This window comes from Hominifimenecus sp. rT4P-3, from assembly GCF_051055405.1.
Classification (GTDB): domain Bacteria; phylum Bacillota; class Clostridia; order Lachnospirales; family Lachnospiraceae; genus Pseudolachnospira.
Window position 1 is genome coordinate 530,442 of record NZ_CP167068.1, and the last position, 26,705, is coordinate 557,146.

21 protein-coding genes are annotated in these 26,705 nt (G+C 47.7%); 17 read left to right on the top strand and 4 right to left on the bottom strand.

Features of this window, described 5'->3' with window-relative positions:
• Positions 1-26: 26 nt before the first annotated feature.
• Entirely contained in the window at positions 27-2,261 is a 2,235-nt protein-coding gene (locus tag ACCC71_RS02555) for a helix-turn-helix domain-containing protein (protein WP_434310870.1), read from the bottom strand.
• Positions 2,262-2,510: 249 nt separating this feature from the next.
• Here ACCC71_RS02555 and ACCC71_RS02560 point away from each other — a divergent pair, with 249 nt between their 5' ends.
• The 10 genes from ACCC71_RS02560 (at position 2,511) to ACCC71_RS02605 (ending at position 13,249) form a co-directional block, all read left to right on the top strand.
• Positions 2,511-3,041 (top strand): TRAP transporter small permease, encoded by a 531-nt coding sequence (locus ACCC71_RS02560; protein ID WP_434310871.1) that lies wholly within the window; start codon positions 2,511-2,513, stop codon positions 3,039-3,041.
• On the top strand, positions 3,038-4,327 hold the full coding sequence (locus ACCC71_RS02565; protein WP_434311798.1) for a TRAP transporter large permease: 1,290 nt from the start codon (positions 3,038-3,040) through the stop codon (positions 4,325-4,327). Before ACCC71_RS02560 ends, ACCC71_RS02565 begins: the two co-directional genes overlap by 4 nt.
• A gap of 26 nt (positions 4,328-4,353) precedes the next feature.
• Positions 4,354-5,457 carry a TRAP transporter substrate-binding protein gene (locus ACCC71_RS02570; protein WP_434310872.1) on the top strand — a complete coding sequence of 368 codons (1,104 nt, stop codon included), beginning with the start codon at positions 4,354-4,356 and terminating at the stop codon, positions 5,455-5,457.
• A gap of 82 nt (positions 5,458-5,539) precedes the next feature.
• The gene (locus tag ACCC71_RS02575) at positions 5,540-6,220 is read left to right on the top strand and encodes an SDR family NAD(P)-dependent oxidoreductase (RefSeq protein ID WP_434310873.1); all 681 of its coding nucleotides are present in this window, start codon (positions 5,540-5,542) and stop codon (positions 6,218-6,220) included.
• A 12-nt stretch (positions 6,221-6,232) separates the two neighbouring features.
• Positions 6,233-6,997 carry an SDR family NAD(P)-dependent oxidoreductase gene (locus tag ACCC71_RS02580; protein ID WP_434310874.1) on the top strand — a complete coding sequence of 255 codons (765 nt, stop codon included), beginning with the start codon at positions 6,233-6,235 and terminating at the stop codon, positions 6,995-6,997.
• 14 nt (positions 6,998-7,011) lie between these two features.
• Positions 7,012-7,881, top strand: coding sequence for a sugar phosphate isomerase/epimerase family protein (locus ACCC71_RS02585; protein ID WP_434310875.1), 870 nt, complete (start codon positions 7,012-7,014; stop codon positions 7,879-7,881).
• A gap of 47 nt (positions 7,882-7,928) precedes the next feature.
• Entirely contained in the window at positions 7,929-9,407 is a 1,479-nt protein-coding gene (gene xylB / locus ACCC71_RS02590) for a xylulokinase (protein WP_434310876.1), read from the top strand.
• A 14-nt stretch (positions 9,408-9,421) separates the two neighbouring features.
• Positions 9,422-10,897 carry an L-fucose/L-arabinose isomerase family protein gene (locus tag ACCC71_RS02595; RefSeq protein ID WP_434310877.1) on the top strand — a complete coding sequence of 492 codons (1,476 nt, stop codon included), beginning with the start codon at positions 9,422-9,424 and terminating at the stop codon, positions 10,895-10,897.
• 3 nt (positions 10,898-10,900) lie between these two features.
• Positions 10,901-11,875 (top strand): Gfo/Idh/MocA family protein, encoded by a 975-nt coding sequence (locus tag ACCC71_RS02600; protein WP_434310878.1) that lies wholly within the window; start codon positions 10,901-10,903, stop codon positions 11,873-11,875.
• A 162-nt stretch (positions 11,876-12,037) separates the two neighbouring features.
• Positions 12,038-13,249, top strand: a complete 1,212-nt coding sequence (locus ACCC71_RS02605; RefSeq protein WP_434310879.1) for an ATP-binding protein — start codon at positions 12,038-12,040, stop codon at positions 13,247-13,249.
• 22 nt (positions 13,250-13,271) lie between these two features.
• Here the strand turns inward: ACCC71_RS02605 and ACCC71_RS02610 are convergent, their stop codons facing one another.
• Positions 13,272-15,182 carry a sigma-54 interaction domain-containing protein gene (locus ACCC71_RS02610; protein ID WP_434310880.1) on the bottom strand — a complete coding sequence of 637 codons (1,911 nt, stop codon included), beginning with the start codon at positions 15,180-15,182 and terminating at the stop codon, positions 13,272-13,274.
• Between the two features lie 205 nt (positions 15,183-15,387).
• On the opposite strand from ACCC71_RS02610, the gene ACCC71_RS02615 reads away from it, so the two are divergent.
• From ACCC71_RS02615 to ACCC71_RS02625, 3 genes are read left to right on the top strand one after another with little or no spacing between them, the layout of a single operon-like run.
• On the top strand, positions 15,388-16,611 hold the full coding sequence (locus tag ACCC71_RS02615; protein ID WP_434310881.1) for an MFS transporter: 1,224 nt from the start codon (positions 15,388-15,390) through the stop codon (positions 16,609-16,611).
• A 6-nt stretch (positions 16,612-16,617) separates the two neighbouring features.
• Positions 16,618-17,898, top strand: a complete 1,281-nt coding sequence (locus tag ACCC71_RS02620; protein ID WP_434310882.1) for an SLC13 family permease — start codon at positions 16,618-16,620, stop codon at positions 17,896-17,898.
• A gap of 23 nt (positions 17,899-17,921) precedes the next feature.
• On the top strand, positions 17,922-19,829 hold the full coding sequence (locus ACCC71_RS02625; protein ID WP_434310883.1) for a CocE/NonD family hydrolase: 1,908 nt from the start codon (positions 17,922-17,924) through the stop codon (positions 19,827-19,829).
• A 32-nt stretch (positions 19,830-19,861) separates the two neighbouring features.
• On the opposite strand, the gene ACCC71_RS02630 is transcribed toward ACCC71_RS02625, so the two are convergent.
• Together ACCC71_RS02630 and ACCC71_RS02635 are read right to left on the bottom strand one after the other, a co-directional pair.
• Positions 19,862-20,815, bottom strand: coding sequence for a LysR family transcriptional regulator (locus ACCC71_RS02630; protein WP_434310884.1), 954 nt, complete (start codon positions 20,813-20,815; stop codon positions 19,862-19,864).
• A 55-nt stretch (positions 20,816-20,870) separates the two neighbouring features.
• A complete protein-coding gene (locus ACCC71_RS02635) occupies positions 20,871-21,887 on the bottom strand; it encodes a LysR family transcriptional regulator (RefSeq protein ID WP_434310885.1) in 1,017 nt (338 codons plus the stop codon).
• A 217-nt stretch (positions 21,888-22,104) separates the two neighbouring features.
• On the opposite strand from ACCC71_RS02635, the gene ACCC71_RS02640 reads away from it, so the two are divergent.
• From ACCC71_RS02640 to ACCC71_RS02655, 4 genes are all read left to right on the top strand, one after another.
• Positions 22,105-23,760: an ABC transporter substrate-binding protein gene (locus ACCC71_RS02640; protein ID WP_434310886.1), complete on the top strand. Its 1,656-nt coding sequence runs from the start codon at positions 22,105-22,107 to the stop codon at positions 23,758-23,760.
• Between the two features lie 111 nt (positions 23,761-23,871).
• On the top strand, positions 23,872-24,819 hold the full coding sequence (locus ACCC71_RS02645) for an ABC transporter permease (protein ID WP_434310887.1): 948 nt from the start codon (positions 23,872-23,874) through the stop codon (positions 24,817-24,819).
• Positions 24,819-25,697: an ABC transporter permease gene (locus tag ACCC71_RS02650; RefSeq protein ID WP_434310888.1), complete on the top strand. Its 879-nt coding sequence runs from the start codon at positions 24,819-24,821 to the stop codon at positions 25,695-25,697. The genes ACCC71_RS02645 and ACCC71_RS02650 overlap by 1 nt, the downstream gene beginning before the upstream one ends.
• Positions 25,698-25,715: 18 nt before the next feature.
• Positions 25,716-26,705 (top strand): ABC transporter ATP-binding protein, encoded by a 990-nt coding sequence (locus tag ACCC71_RS02655; protein ID WP_434310889.1) that lies wholly within the window; start codon positions 25,716-25,718, stop codon positions 26,703-26,705.

Genomic DNA, 26,705 nt, shown 5'->3' on the forward strand with positions numbered 1-26,705 from the left:
ATAGGCGGTAGGTATGTTACTATCCCCTACTTTTTATACATCTGCCGAAATGCCTTGGGCGTAGTGTCCGTATATTTTTTAAATACCCGGAAGAAGGTTGTCATATTGGTATACCCGACCAGCGTGCCGATTTCCTGAATGGAAAGTTCTGAGTTTTGTAATAGATTTTTTGCATGGTTGATCCGATAATTATTGACATAATATAGGAAATTCTGCCCCAATATGTTTTTAAAAATACGGGACAAGTAGGTGGGGGTAATACCAATGGAATCGCTCACGGTTTCTAATGAGAGATCCGGTTCGGAAAAATGCCCAGCAATATACTCCAACGACTGCTGCACATACTTGTAATTCGGCGCATGATAATACTGCCAGATGGAATGAATCATATCGGAGGCATATGGAAAAACGAAATCAGTGATTTCCGCTTCATCCGCCAAACGGAATAACTGGGCGAAAAAATCATCACTCTGCAAAGCAGGAGTGAGATGAAACGCCGCATATTTGCTATATAAGAGATTCATGAAAAATCCACAGGTGATTTTTTTATGCGAAAGCTCCAACGGAGCCTTTTGAATGTCATACAACACTTTGTGCGTGCTTTCCAATAACTCTTCTTCTTCGCAAAATTCTAACTGATCATAGATCTGACGGATCTCACGAATGATCTCATTGCGGTCCGCATGGGTAAGCAATGGATCATCCTTCGGGAGGCCGGGGAAAGAAGACGTATATTGGCGGAAGGTTAGGTTAATCTTGGCATCATCGAGGGAAGCGCGCACATCCATAATATTCGTGTAAATTCCACCAACCCCAATTTGAATATTTCCACAGTCAGGGCTAGTCTGAATGGACTGGCATAAGCGGTTGGTGGCCTCATGGATTTTGACGGCGGAATGTTTGGCTGAGAAGCCGAGAACCAGGATGACGCCCAGGTCATTTTTGGGAAAAACCGACAATTTCCCCGATATATCTGAGAGGGAAGAAATGGTCTGGGATAGTTGTTGGATTTGATTGTTAAAATCCTCCTGAGGTTGACTGGGTACGGCCAGGATAACCAGATAGCGTTGGTAATATTTGAATTTTTCACTGAGCATGTCTAAACGTCCGATCAGCTCCGCTGACGGCATCTGATGGTCAAAGAATAAATCGTCGAAAAGCTTTTCCACCACGGAATTATAGATCACAGGAAAGAGAGCCACCATTTCTGTCTGGTGGTTCATGATTTTTGTATACGTGGATTTTAGGTAATCGAATTCATTTTTGGAATCCGATAAGGAAAACGGAGCGCCAAGCTGCTTTTCCGCATTTTGGACCAGTTCATGAATTGGATGATACATATAAGAAGACACAAAAATGCTGATGATCAATCCAACAAATAAGATGGCTGTGGAAAATAAAAGGAGATTTTGACTGGCAGTAAACAGGGAGGATCCAGCTGGCGGGGTAATCTGATAGAGAAAAATCCAGCCGGTAAGGGAATCCTGATAATATAAAGTCATATGGGACGAATCCTGTTCCAGATGATAGCAGGAATCCATTTGGGGAGAGACTTCCATTTCCTCGAAGGAAACTTCCCCGCTTCCATATAAAAGTTCCTTGTGGTGATTGTAAATGGAGACCGTTTTCGTATCAATATTGGAAGTGAAAATGGAAGGATTCAGGGTAACCATAAGATAAGCGATGGAATTATCCAGATTACGCTGAAAACCTTGAATCAGATAAATGCCATTTTCATCATAAAGGAAATCGGTCTGATATTGGTCGGTGTAAGAACGGTAGGCGTTGTTTTCTGCCAGATATTTGGCCCAGACTGTGCTTTGGGCGCAATTTTCCAGTGGAGTGACGCTCTTATTTGATTCGTACACCAGTCCGGTGGATGATACATAATAGCTGATGTAGGTGATCAAGCGGTTATGCTCCGCAGTATCGGACAGCACGTTGACCAGATTTAATTTGTGTCCATAATCCATTACAGGCGGATTCATGACGCTTTGAATGACGATGGAGTTGTAAAGGGTATTATTGGATAAGGAGAAAACGCTGCTCAAATCCGAATGGGCAAATTCGATATTTTGACGCAGATAATCTTCCTGGGACGTATAATACTGATGGATAATATTATCTGTAGTTTCATTGGCGGCATAAACATAAAAAATGATCATGACAAAAAGCAGCATCGAATATGTTACGAGCAAAATATGGAAGAACTGTTTTCGATTTTTGAAAAAATGAATGATTCTATTCCAATGTTGTATCATACGTAGCTACCTGCCTTTCTTTGCTTTTTAGTATATCAAAAGCAAAATTGGAAGTCATTTACAAAAAATGACATTGCTTTTTACAAAAGTTGCATTTCTTGAATTTCAGCGCTTCGTGCAAAAATTGTTCCTATATTTTGGAAAAGGAAAAAAAGTGGTCATTTACTTTTTCCATTTCGGATGATACAAAGAAAACAGAAAGCGGGCCTGCTTATCGAGTTTTCTATGTGAGGAGGTAGATCATGCCCCATGAAAAAAGTGGGAACTTGGCTGGATGAAAATTTGGAAGGTACATTGCTGATGGTTTTTTTAGCGGCGTTTTCTTGTGTGATGATGCTGCAGGTAATCATGCGATACCTGTTTTCCAGCGCGCTGCCGTGGGCGGAGGAAGTATGCCGTTATTTATTCGTATACAGCGCGTTTCTGAGCGTACCGTATACGGTAAAAAAAGGATTGGGCATCCGTGTGGATGTCATATATCGGTTGTTTCCAAAGGCGCTTCAGAAGCTTTTAAATTATTTCTATGAAATTTTACAGATGCTGTTTTATGGATACCTGGGATACTCTTCTCTGGAAGTGATCCGCAATGTGACGGAGAGCGGAGCTTTGACGCCGGCTCTTAGAATCCCCATGCAGTATGTTTATCTGATTATTCCGATTGGTTTCGGTCTGGGGGTGGTTCGCTTGATCCAGAGATTCGTTTATCTCATCACCCATAAGGGGGAGACGATGAAGCGGGAATCTCAAAGCGTATTGGATAAGGAAGGGGGCGAGGCATAATGGGTGGAGTTGTCTTTATTTGTTTTGCGCTGTTGGTTTTTCTGGGCCTTCCCATTGGAGTGGCCATCGGCGTTCCGACATTGCTTCCTACTTTGATGGATCCCAAATTTGCGGGAAACACCTCGGCGATTATCCGTTATCTGGCTTCGGCCCTGGACAATATCACCACCTTGGCCCTGCCGCTTTTTATGCTGTCCGGCGCGATTATGGCCAGGGGCGGATTGTCAAAAAAATTGTTTGACGTATTTGCCTACATTGTGGGCAAACGGACAGCCGGTCTGCCCTGCGCGGTGATCATCACCTGTATTTTTTACGGTGCGATTTCCGGCTCTGGTCCGGCGACCACGGCAGCCGTGGGAGCGATGTGTATTCCTCTGTTGATTCGATTGGGATATAATAAAAATTTTGCAGCGGCTATGGTTGCGGTGGCTGGAAGTCTGGGCGTCGTGATCCCTCCTAGCTTGATTTTCGTTATGTTTGGCGTTACTACCGGCGAATCCGTCGGAGATCTTTTTATCGCCGGCATCATCCCTGGCATTCTGATCGGCTTGTCCTTGATGATTTGGGCTTATATCTACTGTAAGAGAAACGGGGAGGATAAGGCCAAGATTGAAGCCAACTATGCGGCGTTGAAGGCAAGGGGCTTTTGGAAGGTTTTTAAGGATGGATTTTGGGCGCTGCTTACTCCCGTTATCATTTTGGGAGGCATTTATTCCGGCATCGTAACGCCTACCGAGGCGGCGTGCCTCTCCGTATTTTACGCGCTGATCGTATCCTTATTTATCTATAAGACGATGCGCATTCGGGATATCAGAAAATTCCTTATGGAGGCCATCAACTCTTATACGCCCATGTGCTTGCTGCTGGCCTTTGCCATCGCCTTTAGCCGGGTGCTTACGCTCTTAAAAGCGCCCCAGATGCTGTCGGCATTTCTGGGAAGCGCCTTTGGAAGCGCAACCACCTTCCTAATCGCTGTCAACATTGCCATGTTTATCATTGGTATGTTTATGGATACGGGATCGGTTCTTACGATTTTGGCGCCGCTTTTAATCGTTACAGTAAAGGACTTGGGGATTAGTCCCATTCATTTTGCGGTCATGATGACCTGCAATCTGGCTGTCGGATTGTCAACGCCGCCCTTTGGGCTGGATTTGTTTGTGGTGGCGCCGTTGGTGGAATCGGAAGCGAGCGTTGTGGGAAAATATGCGATTCCCTTTATCCTTTGCTTTGTAGTGGCCCTGGTTCTAATTATCTTTATCCCTCAGATTTCTCTTTGTCTGTTGTAATCATGAAAATATTAGGAGGAAAAACCATGTTGAAAAAAGTATTATCCATCTTTCTGGCGATTGCCATGACGGGCGCGATGGCCGCCTGCGGTTCGGGAGAGAGCACGGAAAAGACCACAGCTCCCGCAGAGGCGACGACAGCCGCGGCGGGCGGCTCGGAGACGGAGGCAGCTGGCGGAGAGAACGCTCCGGCGTCGGACGAAACCTATACTATTATTTTCTCTCATGAAAATGCGGAGTCCTCGCTTGTCCATAAATTGACGCTTCAATTTAAGGAAGAGGTGGAGGCCGCCACCGACGGCCATGTGATTATTGACATTTATCCCAATTCCCAGCTCGGTTCCAAGACGGATAACTGGCAGGGACTGCGTGATAATACCATTCAGATGGTACTGGGTATGGGCTCCCATATGGATGATCGTATGTCGATCTTGGCGATGCCCTGTCTGTATTCTTCGGTGGAAGCCTGCAAAAAAGCGATGTCTCCCGGATCGGAAATCTACGATAAGATTGTAGAGATTTCCGACGAGATTGGGATGAAGCTCTTGTTGGAGGTACCCATTGGTTTCCGGACTCTGTCCACCAATGTGGAGACCAAGAACTATGACGATTTTGCCGGACAGAATATCCGAGTGATGGAGATGGAGCAGTATATCCGCTTGTGGAGCGCGTTTGGCTTCAACCCGACGCCGGTTGCTTTTTCTGAGCTGTATCTAGCTCTTCAGCAGGGTCTGGTAGACGCCCAGGAAAATCCTCTGGACGTTATTTTGACCAATAAGCTGTATGAGCAGCAGAAATATATTGTGAATACCAACCACGAACCTTTCTTCTATGGCTTGGCTATGAATAATGCCGCCTGGGATTCGCTGCCGGAGCAATATCAAAATGCTATCCTGGAGGTAGTGGAACATATCCGTGAAGTTGCCTATGAAAACGGTATCGAAAGCGAGCAGGCAGCGCTGGATCAGATGACGGCTGCCGGCGTAACCTATGTGGAGCTTACGGACGAGGACTATGAGAAGATGAGAGAGGCCTGCAAGGGTTCTGTATATGAATTGTTCCGCGAGTATTGCGGCGATGAGCTGGTGGATTTAGCAATTTCTACCGCGGAGGAACTGGAAGCAAAATAAGAGGGAAAATATCTGGGACTGCCGTATTTTTTCGGCAGTTCCAGGTATTTGCAAGGAACACTACCATAAAGGGGAAAGTATCATGCGAATGGCAGATAAAACAGCGGTATTGGTCAAAGGAGTATCCGAACTGGGTCAGGCGGCCGCGGAAGAATTATTGAAAGAAGGGGCGGCGGCGGTGATCCTCGTGGATGAAGAGAAAAAAGCCGGCCTTGCCGAGGCGCTGACAGGGAAATATCCACAGCGGGTATTCTTTGTGGCGGCGGATACGGGAGACATTTTGGAGATGGAAAAGGCAGCCCGTCAAATAGAGGATACATTTGGAAAGATGGACGCGTTGATCAATCTCCAGGATGAGCAAAGCACAGGCGGCTGCATGGAAATCTCTGAGGAAGAGTGGAGCCGAGTCTTGAAGGCAAACCTGAGCGAGCTCTACTATAGCGCCCACAGCTTCCTGCCTGGGATGAAAAAAAGAAGAGGAGGCCGTGTGGTTATTTTGACCTCCATGGCAGGAAGATGCGCGGGCGATTATGACATTGCCTATGGCGCGGCGAAAACCGGAGCCATGGGTTTTACCAGAGGGCTGGCGATGGAAGTACGGGAGTATGGAATTACGGTAAACAGCATTGCCGCAGGCGATCTTCGGGACGCTTCGGTGAAAAATGCGGTCGTTCATGCCATTCTCTATCTGGCCAGCGACGAGGCTCCTTGGACGACCGGCGACTGTATGGATGTAAACGGCGGCGCATTTATGCAGAACTAGGAGGAAAAGCAGATGAAATGGGAATGTAAACGGGTGGTAATTGCCGGCGGCGGTTCGGATATGGGAGTGGCATGCGCCAAAAAGCTGCTGTGTCAGGGGGCGAAGGTCGTTCTGATCGATATTAGCGAGAGCCTGCTGGCAAAAGCGGACGGTTTGAAGGAAGAGTACCCGGAAGGAATATGGACCTGTATCGGCAGCGTAGTTTCCGTCTCCGATATGGAAAAGGCGATGGCTTTCGCCAAAGAAAAAATGGGGGGCATGAATGTCCTGATCAATTGTGCCGGCACGGGCGGGCGCGGAACGGTCGAAGAGATGCGGCCGGAATCCTGGCAGTTAGCCCTGGATGTGACATTGACCGGAACCTTTCACTCCTGCCGGGCGGCGATCCCTTATTTAAGAGAAGCGGGCGGAGGACGGATTGTCAATGTCGCCTCGATTGGAGGACGGGCGAACCGGCCGGTCAATACGGGATATTCCGCGTCGAAGGCGGCGGTCTGCGGGCTGGGGCGTTATTTGGCAAAGGAGTTGAAAGCAGATCGGATCACAGTGAATACGGTGGCTCCCGGTCCCATCAATGCGGGCATGTTCAAGGCTTCGGAGGGGACGGAGGATGCGGAGATGCAAAAGGCCAGAAAGATGCTGGAAGAGACCGTAGTTTTAGGGCGGCTGGGAGAGATGGATGAAATTGCAGACGGCATCTTATATTTTGTGGACGATGCGGCGGAAGCGGTGACCGGAGAAATCCTGGATATCAACGGCGGCGCTTATATGTGCTAGGATAGGAGGAAATCGTGTTAAAAATCGGGGTGAATACACCATTATTAAAGGAAAATATTGCAGAGTTTGGCATTTATGAAACCATGAGAAAGGTATCGGAAATCGGATACCATTATATCGAGGTATCCCAAGTACCGATCAATGAGGCGACGGTCAAGGAATTTAAGCGTGCCCAGGATGATTTTGGCATACAGGTGTGCTCGATTTCCGTTGATGCAGAGCCAGCTCCCGAGACTCCGGACGGAGCCCATAAGATGAATGTGCGGGACGACCTGGATGCGATTCGGAAGGCGTGCGAGACGCTGGGCTGCAAGCACTGCCGTACCTTTAGCGCTGGAACCGACGATTTTGCTTCTCTGGCAGACGTTTTGAAGTATACGGCTCAGTTGGAACAGGCGGCTAAACGCCTGGAAGCGGTGGGACTGGACTATTCCTATCATCCCCATAATATTGAATTTGCAAAATTTGGGGGAAAGACGGGGATGCACATTATGAGGGAAGAGTCCGAGGCGCTGAAGTTTGAGCTTTGTACCTATTGGATTCAGGCTGGAGGCCTGGATTCCGAGCGTTTGACCCGTGAATTCGGTGCAGACGGCAGAGTGGCGGTCATGCACCTAAAAGATTTCCGTGTTCCACCCATCGATACGAAAGAATGGTTGGAAATTTGGAAGCACTTGGATCAAAATTTGCTGACGGCCCGCATTCAATTTGCTGAAGCGGGAGAGGGCAATCTGGATATTCCTGGCATCATTTCCGCCGGAGACGACGTGGGTGCGGAATACATTTTCCTGGAACAGGATCTTCATTATGGCAAGAGTGAAATGGAAATCTTGCAAAAAGATTATGAAAATCTTTGCCGGATGGGATATAATGATAGAATGTAACGCAGGCAAAAAATACAAAAAATAGAAGTTGGCAAGGACGAAAAAGCATGAATTATTATATTGGCGTTGATCTTGGCACTTCATCCATGAAACTGATTCTGTTGGATGAAGAGGGACAAATCAGGAAAACGGTATCTAAAACCTATCCGTCTGCCTTCCCGCGTCCGGGGTGGAGCGAACAGAATCCGGAAGATTGGCGCGGAGCGCTTATGGAAGGAATTCCGGAACTGCTCGAAGACCTGGAATCCGGGCAAGTCGCGGGGATTGGCTGCGGGGGACAGATGCATGGGCTGGTGATCTTGGATGAAAAGGACCAGGTCATACGGCCGGCCATTTTATGGAATGATGGCCGGACGACAAAACAGACGGAGGCTTTGAATGACGGAATTGGCAGAAAGAAGCTGGAAGAGTGGACGGCCAATGTGGCTTTTGCCGGCTTTACAGCCCCCAAGCTGCTGTGGCTGAAGGAAGAAGAGCCGGAGCATTATGGACGTATTGCCAAAATCATGCTGCCAAAGGATTATATTAATTATATTCTGACCGGCGTTCACGCCTGTGATTATTCAGACGCTTCCGGAACCTTGCTGTTGGATGTGAAAGAGAAGCGTTGGAGCTCCCAGATGCTGGAGGCTTGCGGAGTTCGGGAATCACAGCTTCCGCGGTTGTGGGAGAGCTTTCAGTGTATCGGGACAGTCCAATCGGAAATAGCGCGAGTCTTGGGACTTCCGCAGGGTGTAAAGGTGGCTGCCGGGGCAGGGGACAATGCGGCGGCGGCGATCGGCACAGGAATCATTGGCGACGGCGGCTGCAATATCAGCCTGGGGACTTCTGGAACCGTATTTGTTTCCTCCAAAGCTTTTCCGGCCAATCCCAACCCGGCGATCCACACCTTTGCCCATGCCGACGGAGGCTATCATCTGCTGGGCTGTATGCTCAGCGCCGCGTCCTGTAATCGATGGTTTATGGAAGACATTTTGCGAACCGAAGACTATGCTTCCGAGCAATTGGCGATTGCGGAGAAACGGTTGGGCAAAAATCCCGTTTATTTTCTGCCCTATTTAATGGGAGAAAGAAGTCCCATTGAGGACATGAATGCACGGGGAACCTTCATTGGAATGCGTATGGATACGACAAGGGCCGACCTTGTGCAGGCGGTTTTGGAGGGCGTTGCCTTTGCCATTCGAGATAACCTGGAGGCGGTGAAGCGGACTGGAATTGTCCTTGAATCCAGCCGTATTTGCGGCGGCGGAGCCAAGAGCGTGCTGTGGCGGAGAATTTTGGCCAATGTCCTCAATATCCCATTGCAATGCCTGCAATCGGAGCAGGGGCCGGCTTTGGGAGGCGCGATGTTGGCCATGGCTGCCTGTGACGGGGGCGTCTCTTTGGAAGAAATTTGCCGGAAATGCGTGCGGACTGGGGAGACGATTTTGCCGGAACCATGGCTGGCGGAGGCTTATGAAGATCGATATCAAAGATTTCAAAAAATCTATCCTGCATGCAGGAATCTATTTACAGAATTGGCGTAGGAGGTGACGGGAGGATGAATATTCCCGAAATAAAACTGGGATTGATCGCCGTATCCAGGGATTGTTTTCCAAAGGAATTGTCAAAAGCCAGGAGAAGCGCTGTGGCAAAGGCCTATGGAGCAGGCTTGTATGAATGCCCGGTCACGGTGGAAAGGGAAACGGATGCGCTGGCAGCCCTGGAAGATGTGAAGCGTGTTGGCTGCAACGCGCTGGTGGTGTTTTTAGGCAATTTTGGGCCGGAGACAGCAGAAACTCTGATCGCCCAGAAATTTGACGGCCCGGTGATGTATGTGGCCGCGGCAGAAGGAGATGGAGATTTATTTGGCGGGCGCGGAGACGCTTACTGCGGCATGCTGAATTGCTCTTATAATCTGGGGATGCGCAGAACCAAGGCATATATCCCATCCTACCCGGTCGGAACAGCAAAGGAGGCTGCCAAAATGATCCGGGAATTTCTTCCCGTGGCCAGAGCCATCGTAGGCGTAAAGAAGTTGAAAATCATTACCTTTGGCCCGCGGCCCCAGGATTTTTTTGCCTGTAATGCACCCATTCAGGGATTGTATGAGCTGGGGGTAGAGGTGGAAGAAAATTCGGAGCTGGACCTGCTGATTGAATACCAAAAGCATGAAAAGGATGAACGGCTTCCCCAGATCATGAAAGAGATGGCCGACGAAATGGGAGAGGGGAAGTACTACCCGGATTTGTGCCAGAAAATGGCCCAGCTTGAGCTGACCCTGCTTGATTGGGCGAAGGAACATAAAGGGGCCAGAGAGTACGTAGCCTTTGCCGATAAATGCTGGCCAGCCTTTCCGGAAACCTTTGGTTTTGAACCTTGTTATGTCAATTCCCGACTGGCGGCGAAGGGGATTCCGGTAGCCTGCGAAGTGGATATTTACGGCGCCCTTTCGGAGTATATCGGTGCCTGCGTATCCGAGGATGCCGTAACCCTTTTGGACATCAATAATTCTGTTCCGGCTGCTCTTTATCAGGAAGATATCGCTGGAAAATGGGAATACGGGCTTACGGATCTTTTTATGGGCTTTCACTGCGGCAATACGCCCAGCTGCAAGATGTGCGGCGACCGGGCGATCAAATACCAGTTGATTCAACACCGGCTTTTGGAGCCGGCGGATTCGGAACCGGATTTTACCAGAGGAACTCTGGAGGGGGACATCGCCGCCTCCGATATCACCTTTTTCCGCTTGCAGTGCGACAGTGAAGGGATCTTGCGTTCCTATATCGCCCAGGGAGAGGTGCTGCCGGTTTCGACGCGCAGCTTTGGCGGCATTGGCATTTTTGCTATTCCGGAGATGGGCCGGTTTTACCGTCATGTTCTGATACAAAAGCGATATCCCCACCACGGCGCGGTTGCCTTCGGACACTATGGCAAGGCTTTATACGAGGTGTTCCGGTATCTGGGAATTCGCGACATTGCCTATAATCAACCGAAAAACCTTCCCTATGGGACGGAAAATCCGTGGGAGGTGTAAGGGATGCGAGTGGGAATTTTAGGAGCAGGCAAAATCGCGGCGGTGATGGCGGATACATTGAATCGGATGGAGGGGGCAGAGTGCGCGGCCATCGGAGCCAGGGACTGGAATCGGGCAAAGCAATTTGCCGGCCAATTTGGAATTCCAGCAGCCTACGGTTCCTATGAGGAGCTGGCAAGCGATCCGGCTTTGGATTTGATCTATATTGCGACTCCTCATTCTCATCATGGACAGCATATGAAGCTTTGTCTCAGTCACGGGAAAAATGTTTTGTGTGAAAAGGCATTTACGGCGACTGCTAAGGAGGCGGAAGAGGTCCTGACGCTGGCAAAGGAAAAAAGGCTGCTGGTGGCGGAGGCGATATGGACCAGATACATGCCTTCCCGGAGCCTGATTGGTGAAGTGATGGAGAGCGGTATTTTAGGAGAAATTACCTCATTGACGGCCAATTTGGGATATGCCATCAGGGATGTGGAGCGTATGCGCGAGCCTGGGCTGGCAGGAGGCGCCCTGTTAGATCTTGGCGTTTATCCGATCAACTTTGCCCTCATGGCTTTTGGCAATGAGATCGAGAACGTTGCCTCTACCGCTGCCTTTTTGGATACGGGGGTGGATGCTTCAGATAGCATTACCCTGACCTGGAAAGATGGCAGGATGGCGGTGCTGCATGCGAACATGTGCGCCCAGACGGACCGGAGAGGGATGATCTTCGGGGATAAGGCATATATGGAAGTTCAGAACATTAATAATTGTGAAGCAATTCGTATCTATGAACAGCCGAAGAAAGGGCAGACTGGCCATCGGCTGCTTCGGGAGATTTCGATTCCGAAACAAATAACCGGATACGAATACGAGATATTAGCCTGTAAGAAGGCGTTGCAGGAAGGCAAATTGGAATGTGAGGAAATGCCCCATGCGGAGACGCTCCGGGTGATGCGTCTGATGGACCAGATTCGGGAGTGCTGGAAAAAAGAATAACTGTCCAGTTTGGCAGGACGCGTTTACCGTGTGAGTATGCTTCTTGCACAAATAACCGTAATTTATGGAGAAGTCAATTAGTTTTGCGATTACAAACCGCAAAACTAATTGACTTTTTTGCGAATTTTGTAGTATACTACTTTATAGACGGAGGTGGTCAGCGTGATTTACAGACCGATGTATGTAGATAAAATAATGGCTTATGTGGATACTCCCTTTGTAAAAATACTCACAGGGGTGCGCCGTTGCGGAAAGTCTACAATATTGAAAATGATTATGGAGCAGCTGAAGCATGAGCGAAATATTCCGGCGGAACGTATCATAAGCTGTCGTTATGATTCCATGGAATATGAGGATATGACGGCAAAGCAGATGTACGCCCAGCTAAAGGAGCGGCTTTCATCCGCTGGAAAGACCTACTTGTTTCTTGATGAAGTTCAGGAAATCGAAGGCTGGGAAAAGGTTGTAAATTCGCTTTCGTCGGATTTTGATGTTGACCTGTATATAACAGGTTCCAATTCTCGAATGATGTCCTCCGAAATATCAACATACCTTACCGGAAGATATGTTTCCTTCCGGATATTCACCCTGTCCTTTGGTGAATACCTGACGTTCAAGGCGAAGTATGCCGCTGTGGAAAATCCCAAAACAGAGCTTGCAGACTATGTTCGTTTAGGAGGTTTTCCGGCAACCCATTTGCAGGCGTATTCTCAGGATGAAATTTATACGATTGTCAGGGATATATACAATTCAACGATTTTTTCGGATATTGTAAAACGAAATCAGATCAGAAAAATCGACCAGTTAGAGCGTGTTGTAAAATATACCTTTCATAATGTGGGCAATACCTTTTCCGCGAAGTCGATTGCGGATTACCTGAAATCGGAGCATCGGTCCCTTGACAATGAGACGGTCTACAGCTATTTGGAAAAGCTAGAAAAAGCATATTTGCTCCACCGTTGCTCGCGGTATGATTTGCAGGGAAAGGAAATTCTGAAAACACAGGAAAAATTCTATCTTGCAGATGTTGCTTTGCGGTATAGCGTTCTCGGATATAACACAGACAGCGTGGCTTCCAGTCTGGAAAACATCGTGTATTTGGAGCTCTGCCGACGGGGGTATACCGTCAATGTGGGTAAAACCGGCGATGGTGAAATTGATTTTGTGGCAGTAAGACAAAATGAAAAAATTTATGTTCAGGTTACGCAAGAGATCCATTCGGAAAAGACAGAAAAGAGAGAGTATAACCGTTTGCTTGAAATACACGATAATTATCCCAAATATATTCTCACGACGGATGAATTTGCAGGAGGAAATTATGAGGGCATTAAAACAATGCACATAGCGGATTTCCTGCTCAGTTCGGAATATTAAGACGTTGGAAAGCACAATAGTCTTATCCAATACCATAAAGTTTCATCTTCCGCCAAAGGGTAGACGGGTGCATTTCCAACATGGCGGCGGCGTCTTTACGTTTTCCATGGCATTGGGTTAAGGCCTGGCGGATTCGTTTTTCCTCTTCTGCGACTGTCCGCGAAGCGGAGGAGAGCTCTTTATCCTGAGAGAAAGCAAGGCGGAGCTCGGAGCGAATGAAGCCGGCGTCCAACTGCTGATTGGCGGCGATGACAATAATCCGTTCACAAAAATTTCTAAGTTGGCGGATGTTTCCGGGCCAAGAGTACTCGGTTAATACCGCGCAGGCTTCCTTCGTTATCGTTAAAAACTTTTTTTCTCTGCGGCAAAGCTGATCAAAATAGTAGTGGAAGATGGGGAGAATATCTTCCGTTCTTTGCCGCAGAGGTTCAATTTCCAGAGATAATACATTTAAACGGTAGTACAGGTCGGCTCGAAAACGGTTTTCATTTACCATTTGCAATAAGTTGCGGTTGGTAGCCGCAATGATTCGGATATCCACGCTGCGGACCGTATGATCGCCTACCCGCATCAGGCTCCTTTCAGCTAAAATACGAAGTAGTTGGGCCTGGGCTTCAAAACTAAGTTCTGAAATCTCATCTAAGAAAATCGTACCGTGATCCGCCAGCTCAAAGAGTCCCTTTTTGCCCGCACGGTTCGCTCCGGTAAAAGCCCCGGCGGCATAGCCAAACAGCTCGCTTTCCATAAGCGACGCAGGAATGGTAGAGCAATTGATCGCGACAAATGGACCTTCCCTGCGAAGGCTTTCATTGTGGATGGATTGTGCAAACATTTCTTTTCCAGTTCCGGATTCCCCACAGATCAATACAGAAGAATTATAGCGGGAGAACTGCTTCGCATATTGCTTTGCTTTTTGGATAAACTCTGAACGTCCAATGATATCCTCAAAATGATAATGCGCGATATGTCCATGTCTTTCCGTATTTGGTAAAGCGGGATGATTTGCCTGTGGACTTAGCTCACTGAAATGGAAGATAAATTCGCGGCTGTTGGGAAAGTAGGAAGAACTGACGGCCAGCGGACGCCCTTCTAGGAGGAATGGATGCCCTAAGAGGTCCCGTTTGTCTTCCACCGCCTGCTGAAATTGATTTTGATCTTCACAGGGAATGGCCTCCCAAATTTTTTTCATAAAGAATTCATCCCGGTCTTGATGAAAAAGCTGCTCCGCATAAGAATTCCAGAGTTGAATCTGTCCTTGCTCATCCAGGCAGAAAATGGCAGAATAGGATTGACGCATCATCATCTCTGTACGGCTGTTTAATTTCTGTTGCTTTTCCCAGATCTGAATGATTTGTTGAATATGATTTAAGGTATGTCGGATTTCTTCGGCAGCCAAAGGGGTAAATGCCGCTCGATAAAAGGGAATCGGAAGCTGTTTCAGCGTTGCTTCCAAGGTGATGGGAGCGATAATAGCGTCACACTTTTCTGCACGGATGACTTCTTGAATTTTAGAAAGGGGAAGTCTTTGGCCGAAAATTTCATCCATGGACAATTGCATTTCAACAAGACGAACCTGGAAAATATCCTGGATCGCCTGCGTTTCCTGGGGGCTTAGTTCCCAACTGGGGCAGAGGAGCAAAGTTGGGTGAGGAATTTTTAGGTCGTGGGTGACTTCGTAAATTTTGCCCCAAAAGTTAGAAAGGGTAACAATTTCGCTAACCAGGGAAATACGCAGTTGCTGAGTAGCCAGATAGTCATACTGAAAACCGGAGGCTACGATTAAAAAGCTGCCGTCCTGCTCTGCTTCACGGGCTAATTGCAGACAGTTTTCTCTGGTAGAATATCTTTTTTGGATTTCAAAAGAATAATTCTTTTCTTCCTCGGTGATGACATTCCGCTGCTCTTCTGTGGTATATAAATAGGTAATCTTCATAGGGCGCTCCTTTGATTCGTTGCAAAATATTTTACAATATTTTGCAATAAAATGCAATGTTTTTAGGAAGCGTACCAAAAAAAGGATGTATAACCGCCGCAAAAGAGAGGAAATTTAGTTGGCACGTTTCTTGCTATATATAAAAGCAGAAACCAAGTCGGTCCGGAACGATAAGGTGAAAAAAATGATTGAGAAAGGAAAAGAAATGACAAAGGTTGAAAAACTAAAAAAAGGTTTAATAGAACTTTTTACCAGAAATTTGATTTTAATCATTTTAGTCCGCTGCGGCGTCTCTATTACGGACCAAATGATTAATGGAGTCCAGGGGACCATCGGCGATAGTTTAGGCGTTTCCGCAGCGCTTTTGGGAATCCTTACATCGGTATATTCCATTGTTAAGCTTGTAACCCGTGTACCGGCTGGAACAGCTACGGATCACAGTAAAAAAAGGAATGTAATTGTTTTTGGTATTTTAGTGAAAATTGCCGCTATGCTGTGCTATGGCCTTGCGGTGAATCCAGCCATGTTTGCGATTGCCCGTGTGCTTCAAGGCTTTAGCAGTACATTTTTAGGCGTGGTAATTCCGGCTATTTTTGGTATTACATTAAAAAAAGAGAGCATGGGATTTGCTTTTGCGGTATATTCCGCGATGGAAGTTCTCTGCCAGAACTTAGGGCGCCCGATCGGCTTAAGCATCTACAACAGCTTGGGACAAAGCGCCTTAGGAATTGCCATTTCCGTTGCGCTTTTGGCTCTATTGGGTCTTGCTATGTTGATGGATTATCGTAAAATTGAAGATGAGCTTGCCGCTGTCAGGGCAAGTAAACCGGACAAAAAGAAGTCGATCTTCGACGGATTTATGCCAAAGGCATTGCCGATCTGTATTCCAATTGCGATCCCGATGATCGTGTGGGCGGCGGATGGGATTTATTTCCCGAGCTATACGGACAGTTTGGGCATTAATCCGACTACGATGCTGTATATTGCCGGTTTGGTTGCAAGCGCGATGGCTTTTGTAACGCCTATTATGAGCAATATTATTGGAGCAAAATTAGCCAGCCTGATCTGTTATGGCTGCCGTGTGGTTGCCTGCTTTATTATCGGAATAGCGATGACCACATCTGTCATGACCGGCGGCGTGGTTCTCAACGCGGTGGGCGAGTGCTACGACGTTCCGTTGATGCTTTTGGCGATGCAGATTTTCCCGAAAACAGAATTTGGCGCATTTTATGCGACGCTCTATCTATGCATGGATGTTTCCAATATTATTGCGGGCCTGGTAGCCGCGCCATTAGCCAGCTTCAGCTACAGCGTGATGTATTATGTGTTGGGCGGGATCATGGTCGTCGGCATGGTGATGATTGTCGGCGCGGTAAATAAAGCTTCAAAAATGGTAAAGGAAAATAAGTCTGCGAACAGCGAGGCATAAAAAATCATGGAAGATACGGTGATTGTACTGCTGGTCATTTTATTTATTGTAATCGGTTTTATCTGGAATCGTTGGCCCATGTGGCTGACGGCTATGGTGGGGCTGATGGCGTTGGTTTTGACAGGGATTTTATCCCTGTCAGACGCCTTCGCGGGATTCGTCGATCCAGCAGTGATTCTGACGGCGGCAATTTATGTGTTGACAGAAGGTTTTTTGAAAACAAGCGTGCTTAGTAAAATCAGTCGTTTTATACCAAAAGGAAGGTCCAATGAACGCTGTTTGCTTTTGCTGTTTCTTTTGATTACGATTGTATTTAGCCAATTTATGGGATCAGTCGCTATTATTTGCATTTTGTATCCAATTTTGTTGCTTTTGGAAAAGGAGGCTGGCCTGCCAACCTGCCGTTTCATTTATCCGATTATTCTGATCAGTCACGTATGGGGAGCTATCACTCCTTTTGGTTATGGTGCGTCCACACCATATCTGTTTAACGCAATATTGGAGCAATTCGGCGCCGAACCGAGCTTCCAGCTGTGGGATTGGTTCATCGGGACGATTCCCATGGCATGTATCACGTTGATTTTTCTATGCACATGCGGTTTTCGGTTTCTGCCGAAAGCTGCGGTAAAGTCGGTGGATGAATCTGGGTTAAAGGAAATCCGTTTAACAGAAAGTGAGTTGAGCCGAGGCAAAGAAATGGCGGCCTATCTCATTTTTCTTGGAACAATTTTTATGATGATTGTAGGCTCCTTTGTGGGGCTCAATGTCTGTGTGGTTGCTGTTGTAGGCGCTCTTTGTATGGTTGGAACTGGGATATTAAAAAGTGAGGAGGCCTTTCAAGCCATCTGCTGGCCCATCGTTTTTATGATAGCGGCTATTTTACCTTTGGCCGGAGCCATGAGCCAGACGGGAGCCGGCGACGCGATTGCCCATTGGATTCAGCTGGCCATGGGCAGCACCAGAAACCCCTATGTTGTCCAGGCGGTCTTCTTTTTTCTGCCGGCTATTATGACGCAGCTGATGTCGAATGTGGCAACTGATCGTATTATCGAACCCATGGCGATTGTAACGGCAATATCGATGGATATCAGCCCGCTGCCGGTCTTGATTGCCTCTGCTTTTGGCGCGGGGCTTTCTATGCTGACACCGTTGTCTTCGCCGGGAATGGCGCTGGGATATGCGTTGGGAGGATATGATTTGAAAAGCTTTTTCCGTGCGGGAATTGGACCTTTCTTATGCTGCGCGCTTTGCGCTATTTTTCTGGTGCCAATGATATATCCCTTTTAAGTATTGAGGAAAGGATTTTTGAAATGAAAAATTATTATGAGGGATTCCAGAATGAACAAAGCGGGGAAAAGAAATCTTCTCCAGGTGTTTATCAAGGATATTCCCCGAAATTATATAATGGTTATGAAGAAAGCAGCCGGTATATTATGGTTAGAGATGGAACGAAACTGGCGATGGAATTATATCGGCCGACGTTGGACGGCGTCTGTGTGGAAGAACCGCTGCCGGTTATCTGGCGATTTACGCCTTATGGTAGAGTGTTGCGCAGACCGGATGGAAGTATTCGGCATACCGCTTTTTTTTCCGGTACCGGGGAAACGGTGCCGGATGCGTATGCGACAGGCGCGGCTCCGGGGGAACCGCAGACCGGAGCAGAAATTATGCTGAAGGAGTTTACCGCCAGAGGATATATTATCGCCAGCGTAGATACCAGAGGCAAGCATGCGTCTTTTGGCCATACGCCTGCGATTCAGCCGATCCAAGGGCCGGAAGATGCCTATGATATTACGGAGTGGCTGGCGGCGCAGCCATGGTGTGATGGAAACATTGGCATGTTTGGATGTTCCCATGTGGGAGCAACTCAGATGGAAGCCATTCGCTCCAATCCACCGCATTTAAAGGCAGCATTTGTCGGGATGACGGACTACAACAAGTACGACGGCTGGGTGCGCGGCGGGATTCCGAGGGAGACGGATTGGCCGGATGATTGGGGGAAAATGAATCAGGCGCTTTTTCAGGAAGAGCGTTTGAAGAAAGTTGATGTAGAGCAGGAGGCAGAATGGAAAAGTGCGATTCCGGTGCAGGAGGATTCGGACGGCAGTATGCTAAAAGAAGCAATTCGGCAGCACCAGATGAATCATTGCTTTATTCCTCCCTTGGAGGACCTGGATCGCAGCAATCCGGAGATGGACAAATATTACCGGCTTCCCTATCGGGACAGTTTCAGTAACCTAACAGATAATTGTTATTGGGAAGCATTAAGCAATAGCAATTATAAAGAGCAGATCAATCGTTCCGGGGTTGCGGTTTACTTATTGGGTGGATGGTATGATATTTGGAGCCGGGATACGGTAATTATGTATCGCAATTTAGAACTGCCGAAGAAGATGATTATCGGGCCCTGGTTTCATATGCTGCCCAAACTGGGTTTTAACGTATTGGTAGAGCAGCTGCGTTTTTATGACTATTGGCTCAAAGGGATACAGAATCATATCATGGAAGAGCCTCCGATTTATTATAATATTCTTCCAGAAAAAGATGCAGAATGGAGATTTGCAGATCAGTGGCCGGTGCCGGGCGTAACGTGGGAGAGCTTCTATTTGCATAGCGAGGGACAAAAAACCGTAGATTCTTTCCATGACGGTTCTCTAAAGGAGGAGCCTTCCGCCGCCTGGGAAGAGAAAGATTCCTTCCTCTCAGACTATACGGTCAGCGATGGGGAATGCGAACCAAGGGACGTGATTGATCTGGAACAAAAAGGGATTACTTATACTTCCGAAATTCTCACAGAAGATGTGGCGGTTGTGGGCCATCCCATGCTGCATTTGACGGTATCCACAACTGGCGTGGATGGAGACTTTTTCGCTTTCCTTCTTGATGTGGACGAACAGGGAAATTCACAAATTGCGACGGAGGGTATGCTGCGGGCTTCTATGAGAAGTACGGAAACGGCGCCATATGATTTCCTTGGTCTTCCCTGGCATCCTTGCCGGGAGAAGGACGTAAAAAAATTACATCCGGGAAAACCGGTAGAGTTGGTGATTGATTTAAAACCGACGGCGCAGCTATTTAAAAAAGGGCACCGAATTCGCTTGGCGATTACGACTTCCCGCAGCGAGTATCTGTTTTACCGGGAAGAGCCGGCTCCCACAGTCACGATTTACCATGACGCGAGATATTCTTCTTATCTATATCTCCCAATTTTACCGTAGATGGCGGCAAACAAAAAACGAGTAGAGGGAAGCTATTCCCCCCTGCTCGTTTTTAAAATATACTCTGCAATACAGTCCCGAATAAGAGTAAAATCTGGCAGTTCTTTTTTCTCCTTTTTATAGGACAGATACATGCAATAAGTAAGATCTGGCTTTTTAATCGGAAAGGCGAAGATGGGCTGGCCATTAAATAGGAGGATATTATCATTGACATTGCTCAACACATCTTCCGAACAGTATCCCCAGGCGTTTTGCTCGGAAATTGTCTGAAGGATGCCGGAAATGCTGTTGATTGTTCCGGACGCGGAAAGAATGATGTTGTTCGCGTAAAAATAAGAAGCAATAGCATTATAAGTGGTCCCGCTATTTTTAAAGAGAACCACAGGAAAGGAGGAAAAGTCAAGGAGATCCACACCGGCTTTTAGCTTCTCCAGCTGATCGGGAGTATAATCGCCGAGAAAAGTGCGCAGAGAACGGCTGCTGATCAAAAGATAATGGTTCTTTTCGATTAAGGGCAGAAAGTCGGTATCGGGGGATAGGATTTCCGTTGGAGTGAGCAAAAAATCAATTTTATTTTCATGAAACTGGCGAAAAAGCGTAAGAGGTTCCCCTTCATATAATTGAAAGCAGATATGGGGAAAATTTTTCGTAAGTTCCTCCAATGGAATATATTTGAGGGCAAAACGCCCCAAGGGCCCCGCAAATCCGATGACAATGGATTGATTGATTTGGCTGGTCAGCTTCAAGCTGGTTTGAAGGCTTTTGAGCGTATTCTGGATTTTTAAGGCGTATTCCAGCAGCGTTCTCCCTTCCGCTGTCAGTTCTAATTTTGGATGGCGTGTAAACAGGGTAACCTGATAATAGGACTCCAGCCTTTTGATATAATCGCTCATACTTTGTTGAGTGACATGGCATTTTTCGGATGCCTTTGAGATATTCAGGCACTGAGCAACCTCAATATAGTAAGCAAAATCAGGAATGTACATGGCGCGGCGGCTTCCTTTCTTTGGTATTATAGCCCTTGGATAATATTGAAATCAATCAAAGGGAATCGCTATGGGAGGACTCATTCTTTTCGGCTTGAAGGAGAACTAAGTTGCTATCGGAAAAATTCATGCGGATATAGTTGGAGATATCCCGTGTGATCTGACGAAAGAACGCGTTTTCCCGTTTGCTGTTGTCCGATAGAATATAATAGTCAAACTGTATATTGGGCGTTACGATGGGAAAACGCCAAACACCTTCCAGAGACAAGCGGTCTTCCGGAAGAAAGATATTGCTTGCCGTACTCCAGCCAATCCCCTTTTTGACTAAGTCATAAATAATCTGAGGACTGTTTACAATGTTCGGGATCAGCAGCCGTTTATTATGGTTGGAAAACAGTTGGTTGATTTTGGATTGAAGCAATCCGTTCCGGGAATGGGCGATCTGAGGGATGTCTGCAAAATCCAGAAGATCCACGCCGCGAATCCATGTGGAAGGACTCTTGTGAGGATAATAAGTTCTTAGCAGTTCATCGGAGATAATCAGATACTCCGGCAGGGAGAAAAGCAGTTTGGCGTTCGCCGGAATCGGGCTGGAAGGAAGCGCGCCGAAGATCACGCAATCGATCTCGTGATTGGAAAGCATATAGTGGAGCGACTTCTTTCTGGATTCCATTTCCGCGCTGTAAGGGCCTTCTGTAATGGAAAATTGACAGAAGGGATATAGCTTGCTGAGATAAGACAGAGATAAAATCTGTTTGGAGATGCTGCCCAGCGGACGAGCGAGACCGATTGTGTAGGCAGCAGGCGGAACCAAAGCCTGATTTTTATGGGTCAGAACCGATTCGATATCGGAATATAGCTGCATAATCTGCGCGGCAGAATTTTGAACCAGAACGCCCTGGGTGGTTAGGGTAAGGGAGTTCCTATTTTTGGAGAAAAGTTTTGTTCCAAGGGATTCCTCCAAACGTTTGATATAGGCGCTTAAAGATGGCTGGGAAATTCCCAGCCTTTTTGCCGCTTTGGTATAATTCAGTTCTTCGCAAAGGACGAGGAAATTTTCAAAGGATTGCATGGGTAACTCCAATCAAAAAAAGCAGATTTTTTCCAGGAACAAGAGAACATACGGGGCTGGAAGAGATAAAATTATCTTACCACAGCTTTTGTGTTATAACAAGCAGGAGAATAACCTGTTGGACAGAGAGGTTATTTTTGGAGATAATAAGGTTATAAAAAATCCATATACCCTTGTCCATGAAAGAGGGGATATGGAAGAAAACAGGAGGAGAAGTATGAAGAGCAAGGTGAAACGAGCGTTATCCCTGTTTCTCGCAGCGAGTATGGTATTTTCCATGAGTGCGTGCGGAGGAACGAGCAGCGAAACGAAAGCGGAAAGCAAAGACACTGCTGCAACGACGGCGGCAGCCGGTGAAACAACGGCTCCAAGCGGCGAGGTTGCCGCGACGAAGCAGATTAACATTGAGATTAACGGAGATCCCAATACCTTGGCGCCTTATGCGTCCAGCAATAACCCTAGAAACAGAACGATCATCTATACGATTTACGAGCCATTGTTCCATCGTCTTAAATTTGGCGGAGAGCTGACTCCTTGCGTTGGAAAGAGCTGGAAACAGATCGACGCTACCACATATGAGGTAGAAATTTACGATTACGTCAAAGACTCTGCTGGAAACCCGATTACAGCGGACGACGTGGTATTCAGCTATCAGACAGCCATTGACTCCGGTACGCAGACGGGCTATGTGGGCAGCGTGACGGAGATCAAGAAGACCGGCGATTATACGGTTCAGCTCTCGCTGGCATCGGAGCAGGTAGGCGTATTCTCCGATAGCGTGAACTTTGTACCGATCATCTCCAAGGCAGCCTGGGATGCTTCCCCCGATGAGATGATTGCCAATCCGGTCGGCACCGGCCCTTATGTTTTGGACAGCTGGACTGCCGGATCTTCCCTGACGCTGGTGAAAAATGAGAACTATTGGCAGGATTCTGCTGTCTCCGGCGAACGCCAGGCAGTGGATAAGGTAGTTTTTAAGGAGATCACCGAGGCGGCACAGATCACCGTGGCGCTGGAAACAGGCGATGTTGACTTTGCATACGACGTACAGAGCTCGGATCTGTTCCACTTTAAAGAGGGCGGAGATGACGAAGGTTTCACTACCTATCAGTTCCTGAACATCCTGATGCAGTGCATCTTCTTTAACTGCGACGAGTCCAGCGTATGCGCGGACCCGAAGGTGCGCCAGGCTATCTGCTACGCGATTGATAATCAGGCGATTTTAAGCAATATCTTTAACGGCGAAGGCGAACTTTCGACCACATTCTCCAATAGCCTTTATGCAGACTATCAGGATTCTTGGAAGAATCTGGATTACTATTCCTACAATGTAGAAAAAGCAAAAGAACTGTTGACAGAGGCCGGTCACCCCGATGGAATCACGATTCGTCTTCTGACCAACTCCAGCGCCGACCACAAGAGAATTGCTGAGATCATCCAGGCTCTCCTGGCGGAAGCAAACATTAAAGTGGATATCACAAACTATGAAGCAGCTCTGTTTAATACATACGTATCGGATCCGAAAGAGTTTGACGCTTATGTCACTCAGAAGGCGGCAGGCGGACTGAGTGTTCTGGTCTGGAAACTTTCCATGGACGCCCGCATGTTTAACGGAGTAACGAAAAACTTCCTGAAGAACGATGAATTCCAGAAACTGCTGGAAACTGCGTTGGATGCCGCTACGAATTCTCCGGAGACGGTGGACGCTGTTCGTGCATGGCTGGATGAAAATGTTCCGATTTATGCATTCTGTTCCGGCTATAAATATTATGTCCATACGGATGATCTGCTGACCCCTTGCGTATCCGGCGAGACCGTATTTTATCCTGGCATGAGTGAGTTTGCGGATACTTGGCATAGAACGGTCGAGTAATCAAAGGGCGATTCAAAACAAAATCCCATACAGGGGCAGGCAGAGAACTTTCTTTGCCTGCTCTCTATCCATATGGCAATTGTCATGCAGAATCTTTGAGAGAGGTAGACAATGATACGATACATAGTGAAAAGAATTTTGCTGATGATCCCTGTGATCATCGGTGTTACATGGCTGATTTTCACCATCATGTACTTTACTCCGGGAGATCCGGCGCAGATCATTCTCGGCAGCGAGGTATCCACAGAGGTCTTAGAGGCAAAGCGGGAAGAACTAGGATTAAACAAGTCGTACGTGGAGCGATTTGTAGAATATGCCAAAGATGTCTATTTCCATTTTGATTTTGGCGAATCTTACATGAATGGAAAACCTGTCATTGAAGACATTCTCCAGCGTTTCCCCTATACGCTGCGGGTTGCGTCCATCAGCGTATGCTTGGCGCTTCTGATTGGTATTCCCTTGGGCGTCATTGCCGCGGTCAATCAATATTCCTGGAAAGATAACGCTTCTATGCTGGTGGCGTTGGTTGGAATCTCGATGCCGGGCTTCTGGGTTGGGCAGATGTTATCCTTGCTGTTTGCCTTGAAGCTGGGGCTTTTGCCTGCCAGCGGCGTCGATGGAGCGGCTTCCTATATCCTGCCCTGTCTGGCCATCGGATTGACGGGATGCGCGTCCATTGCCAGACAGACACGCTCGGCCATGCTTGAGGTAATCCGGCAGGATTATATCGTGACCGCAAGGGCAAAGGGAATCGCCAATCAAAAAGTAATCTTTGTTCATGGCCTTCGGAATGCTCTGATTCCGGTTGCCACCCAGGCAGGCACATCCTTTGGCACCCAGCTTGGCGGCGCGATCGTAGCGGAAAGCGTTTTTTCGATTCCGGGAATCGGTACTTATATGATGAACTCGATCAGCAGCCGCGATTATCCGGCCATTCAGGGGTCGGTTATCTTTGTGGCTGTGGTATTCAGCCTTGTTATGCTGCTTGTCGATTTAGTGTATGCGTTTATCGATCCGAGAATTAAGGCGCAATATGCCGGAAAGAAGAGGAGAAAATAATGGCGGAACAGGGTAAAAACAAAAGAAAGGCGAAAAAGCAGGGAATGCTCAGCATCACCTGGGGACGGTTAAAGAAAAACAGACTGGCGATGCTTGGCCTGTTTATCATGCTGATTATTGTTATTTTGGCCATCATTGCCCCCTTGATTGCACCTTATCAGTTTGACAAAACAGATTTCAGCTGCACGTTCCAGGGACCTTCCGCGGAGCATTGGTTTGGCACGGACGAACTGGGGCGGGATATTTTCAGCAGGCTTTTAGTGGGAGCAAAATACTCGCTGATCGTGGGCGTGGCAAGCGTTGCTCTGGCAGGAATCATCGGCGTTGCCCTTGGAGCCTTAGCAGGATATATCGGCGGAAAGTTCGATATGGCTTTGATGCGGGCTTTGGATGTGATTCAGGCGCTGCCTGGGTTGATTCTTTCCATTGCCGTTGCGGCGACTCTTGGGCCTGGTTTCTTTAACTGTATCGTATCTTTGACAATTGGGACGATCCCCGGATATGCGCGTATGACAAGAGCTTCCATTCTGAATGTGAGAAATATGGAGTATGTGGAAGCGGCAAAATCCATCAATGCGGCGGATAAGAGAATCATTATCAAGCATATCCTTCCCAACGCGCTGTCGCCGGTCATTGTTCAGGCAACCATGGGCGTAGCGGGCGCAATCCTTGCCGCTGCTTCTCTTAGCTTCGTGGGATTGGGCGTTCAGCCTCCGAACCCGGAATGGGGCGCGATGCTTTCCGGAGCGAGAAACTATATCAGGAACTACCCGCATATGGTTATTTTCCCTGGTATTACGATTATGATTACCATTTTATCGATCAATATGTTTGGCGATGGATTGAGAGATGCGCTTGATCCGCGTTTGAAAGATTAAAGAGGGAAGAGAGACGTGATGGAAAAGAAAAACGGAAATGATATATTGCTTACGGTTGATGATTTGGAAGTTCAGTATACAGCGGGCGGAGAAATTATAAAGGCAGTGAACGGAGTCAGTTTCCAGGTAAAACGCGGGCAGACCTTCGGACTCGTCGGGGAGACTGGCGCTGGAAAGACCACCATTGCAAAGTCGATTCTTCGTATCCTTCCGGACCCTCCCGCCAAGATCATTGGAGGAACGGTAAAATTAGAGGGAAAAGACTTGATGGCGATTTCCGAAAAGGAGATGCGGAGTATTCGGGGAGAGAAGATCGCCATGATCTTCCAGGATCCCATGACCGCCTTAAACCCGGTATTTCCCGTTGGAGACCAGATTGCGGAAGCAATCAAAACCCATGAAAAGATCAGCAAGAAAAAAGCCTACGAAAAAACCGTCGAGCTTTTGGAAATGGTTGGAATTCCTGCGGAGCGGTATGAGGAATACCCCCATCAGTTTTCCGGCGGCATGAAGCAGCGCGTGGTAATCGCCATGGCGCTTGCCTGCAATCCAGAGCTGATCCTTGCGGATGAGCCCACAACGGCGCTGGACGTTACCATCCAGGCCCAGGTGCTGGAAATGATCGGAAAGCTGAAACGGGAGAAAAACACTTCCATGATTATGATCACCCATGATCTCGGCGTGGTAGCAGAAGTCTGCGACGAGGTGGCGGTGGTCTACGCCGGACAGATCGTGGAAGCCGGTACTCTGGAAGATATCTACGATCATCCGACCCACCCTTATACCCTGGGGCTTTTCAGCTCGATCCCAAGCCTAACCGGGGATGAAACAAGACTAAAGCCCATCGCGGGGATGCCGCCGAACCCGGCGGATCTTCCCAAAGGATGCTATTTTGCTCCCAGATGTCCTCATGCGGACGAGTGCTGCAGACGGGAAGGGCAAGTGGGGCTCGTGGAAATTACTCCTGGCCATGTGGTAAGGTGCTTAAAAGCCGGAAAGGGAGAGTAG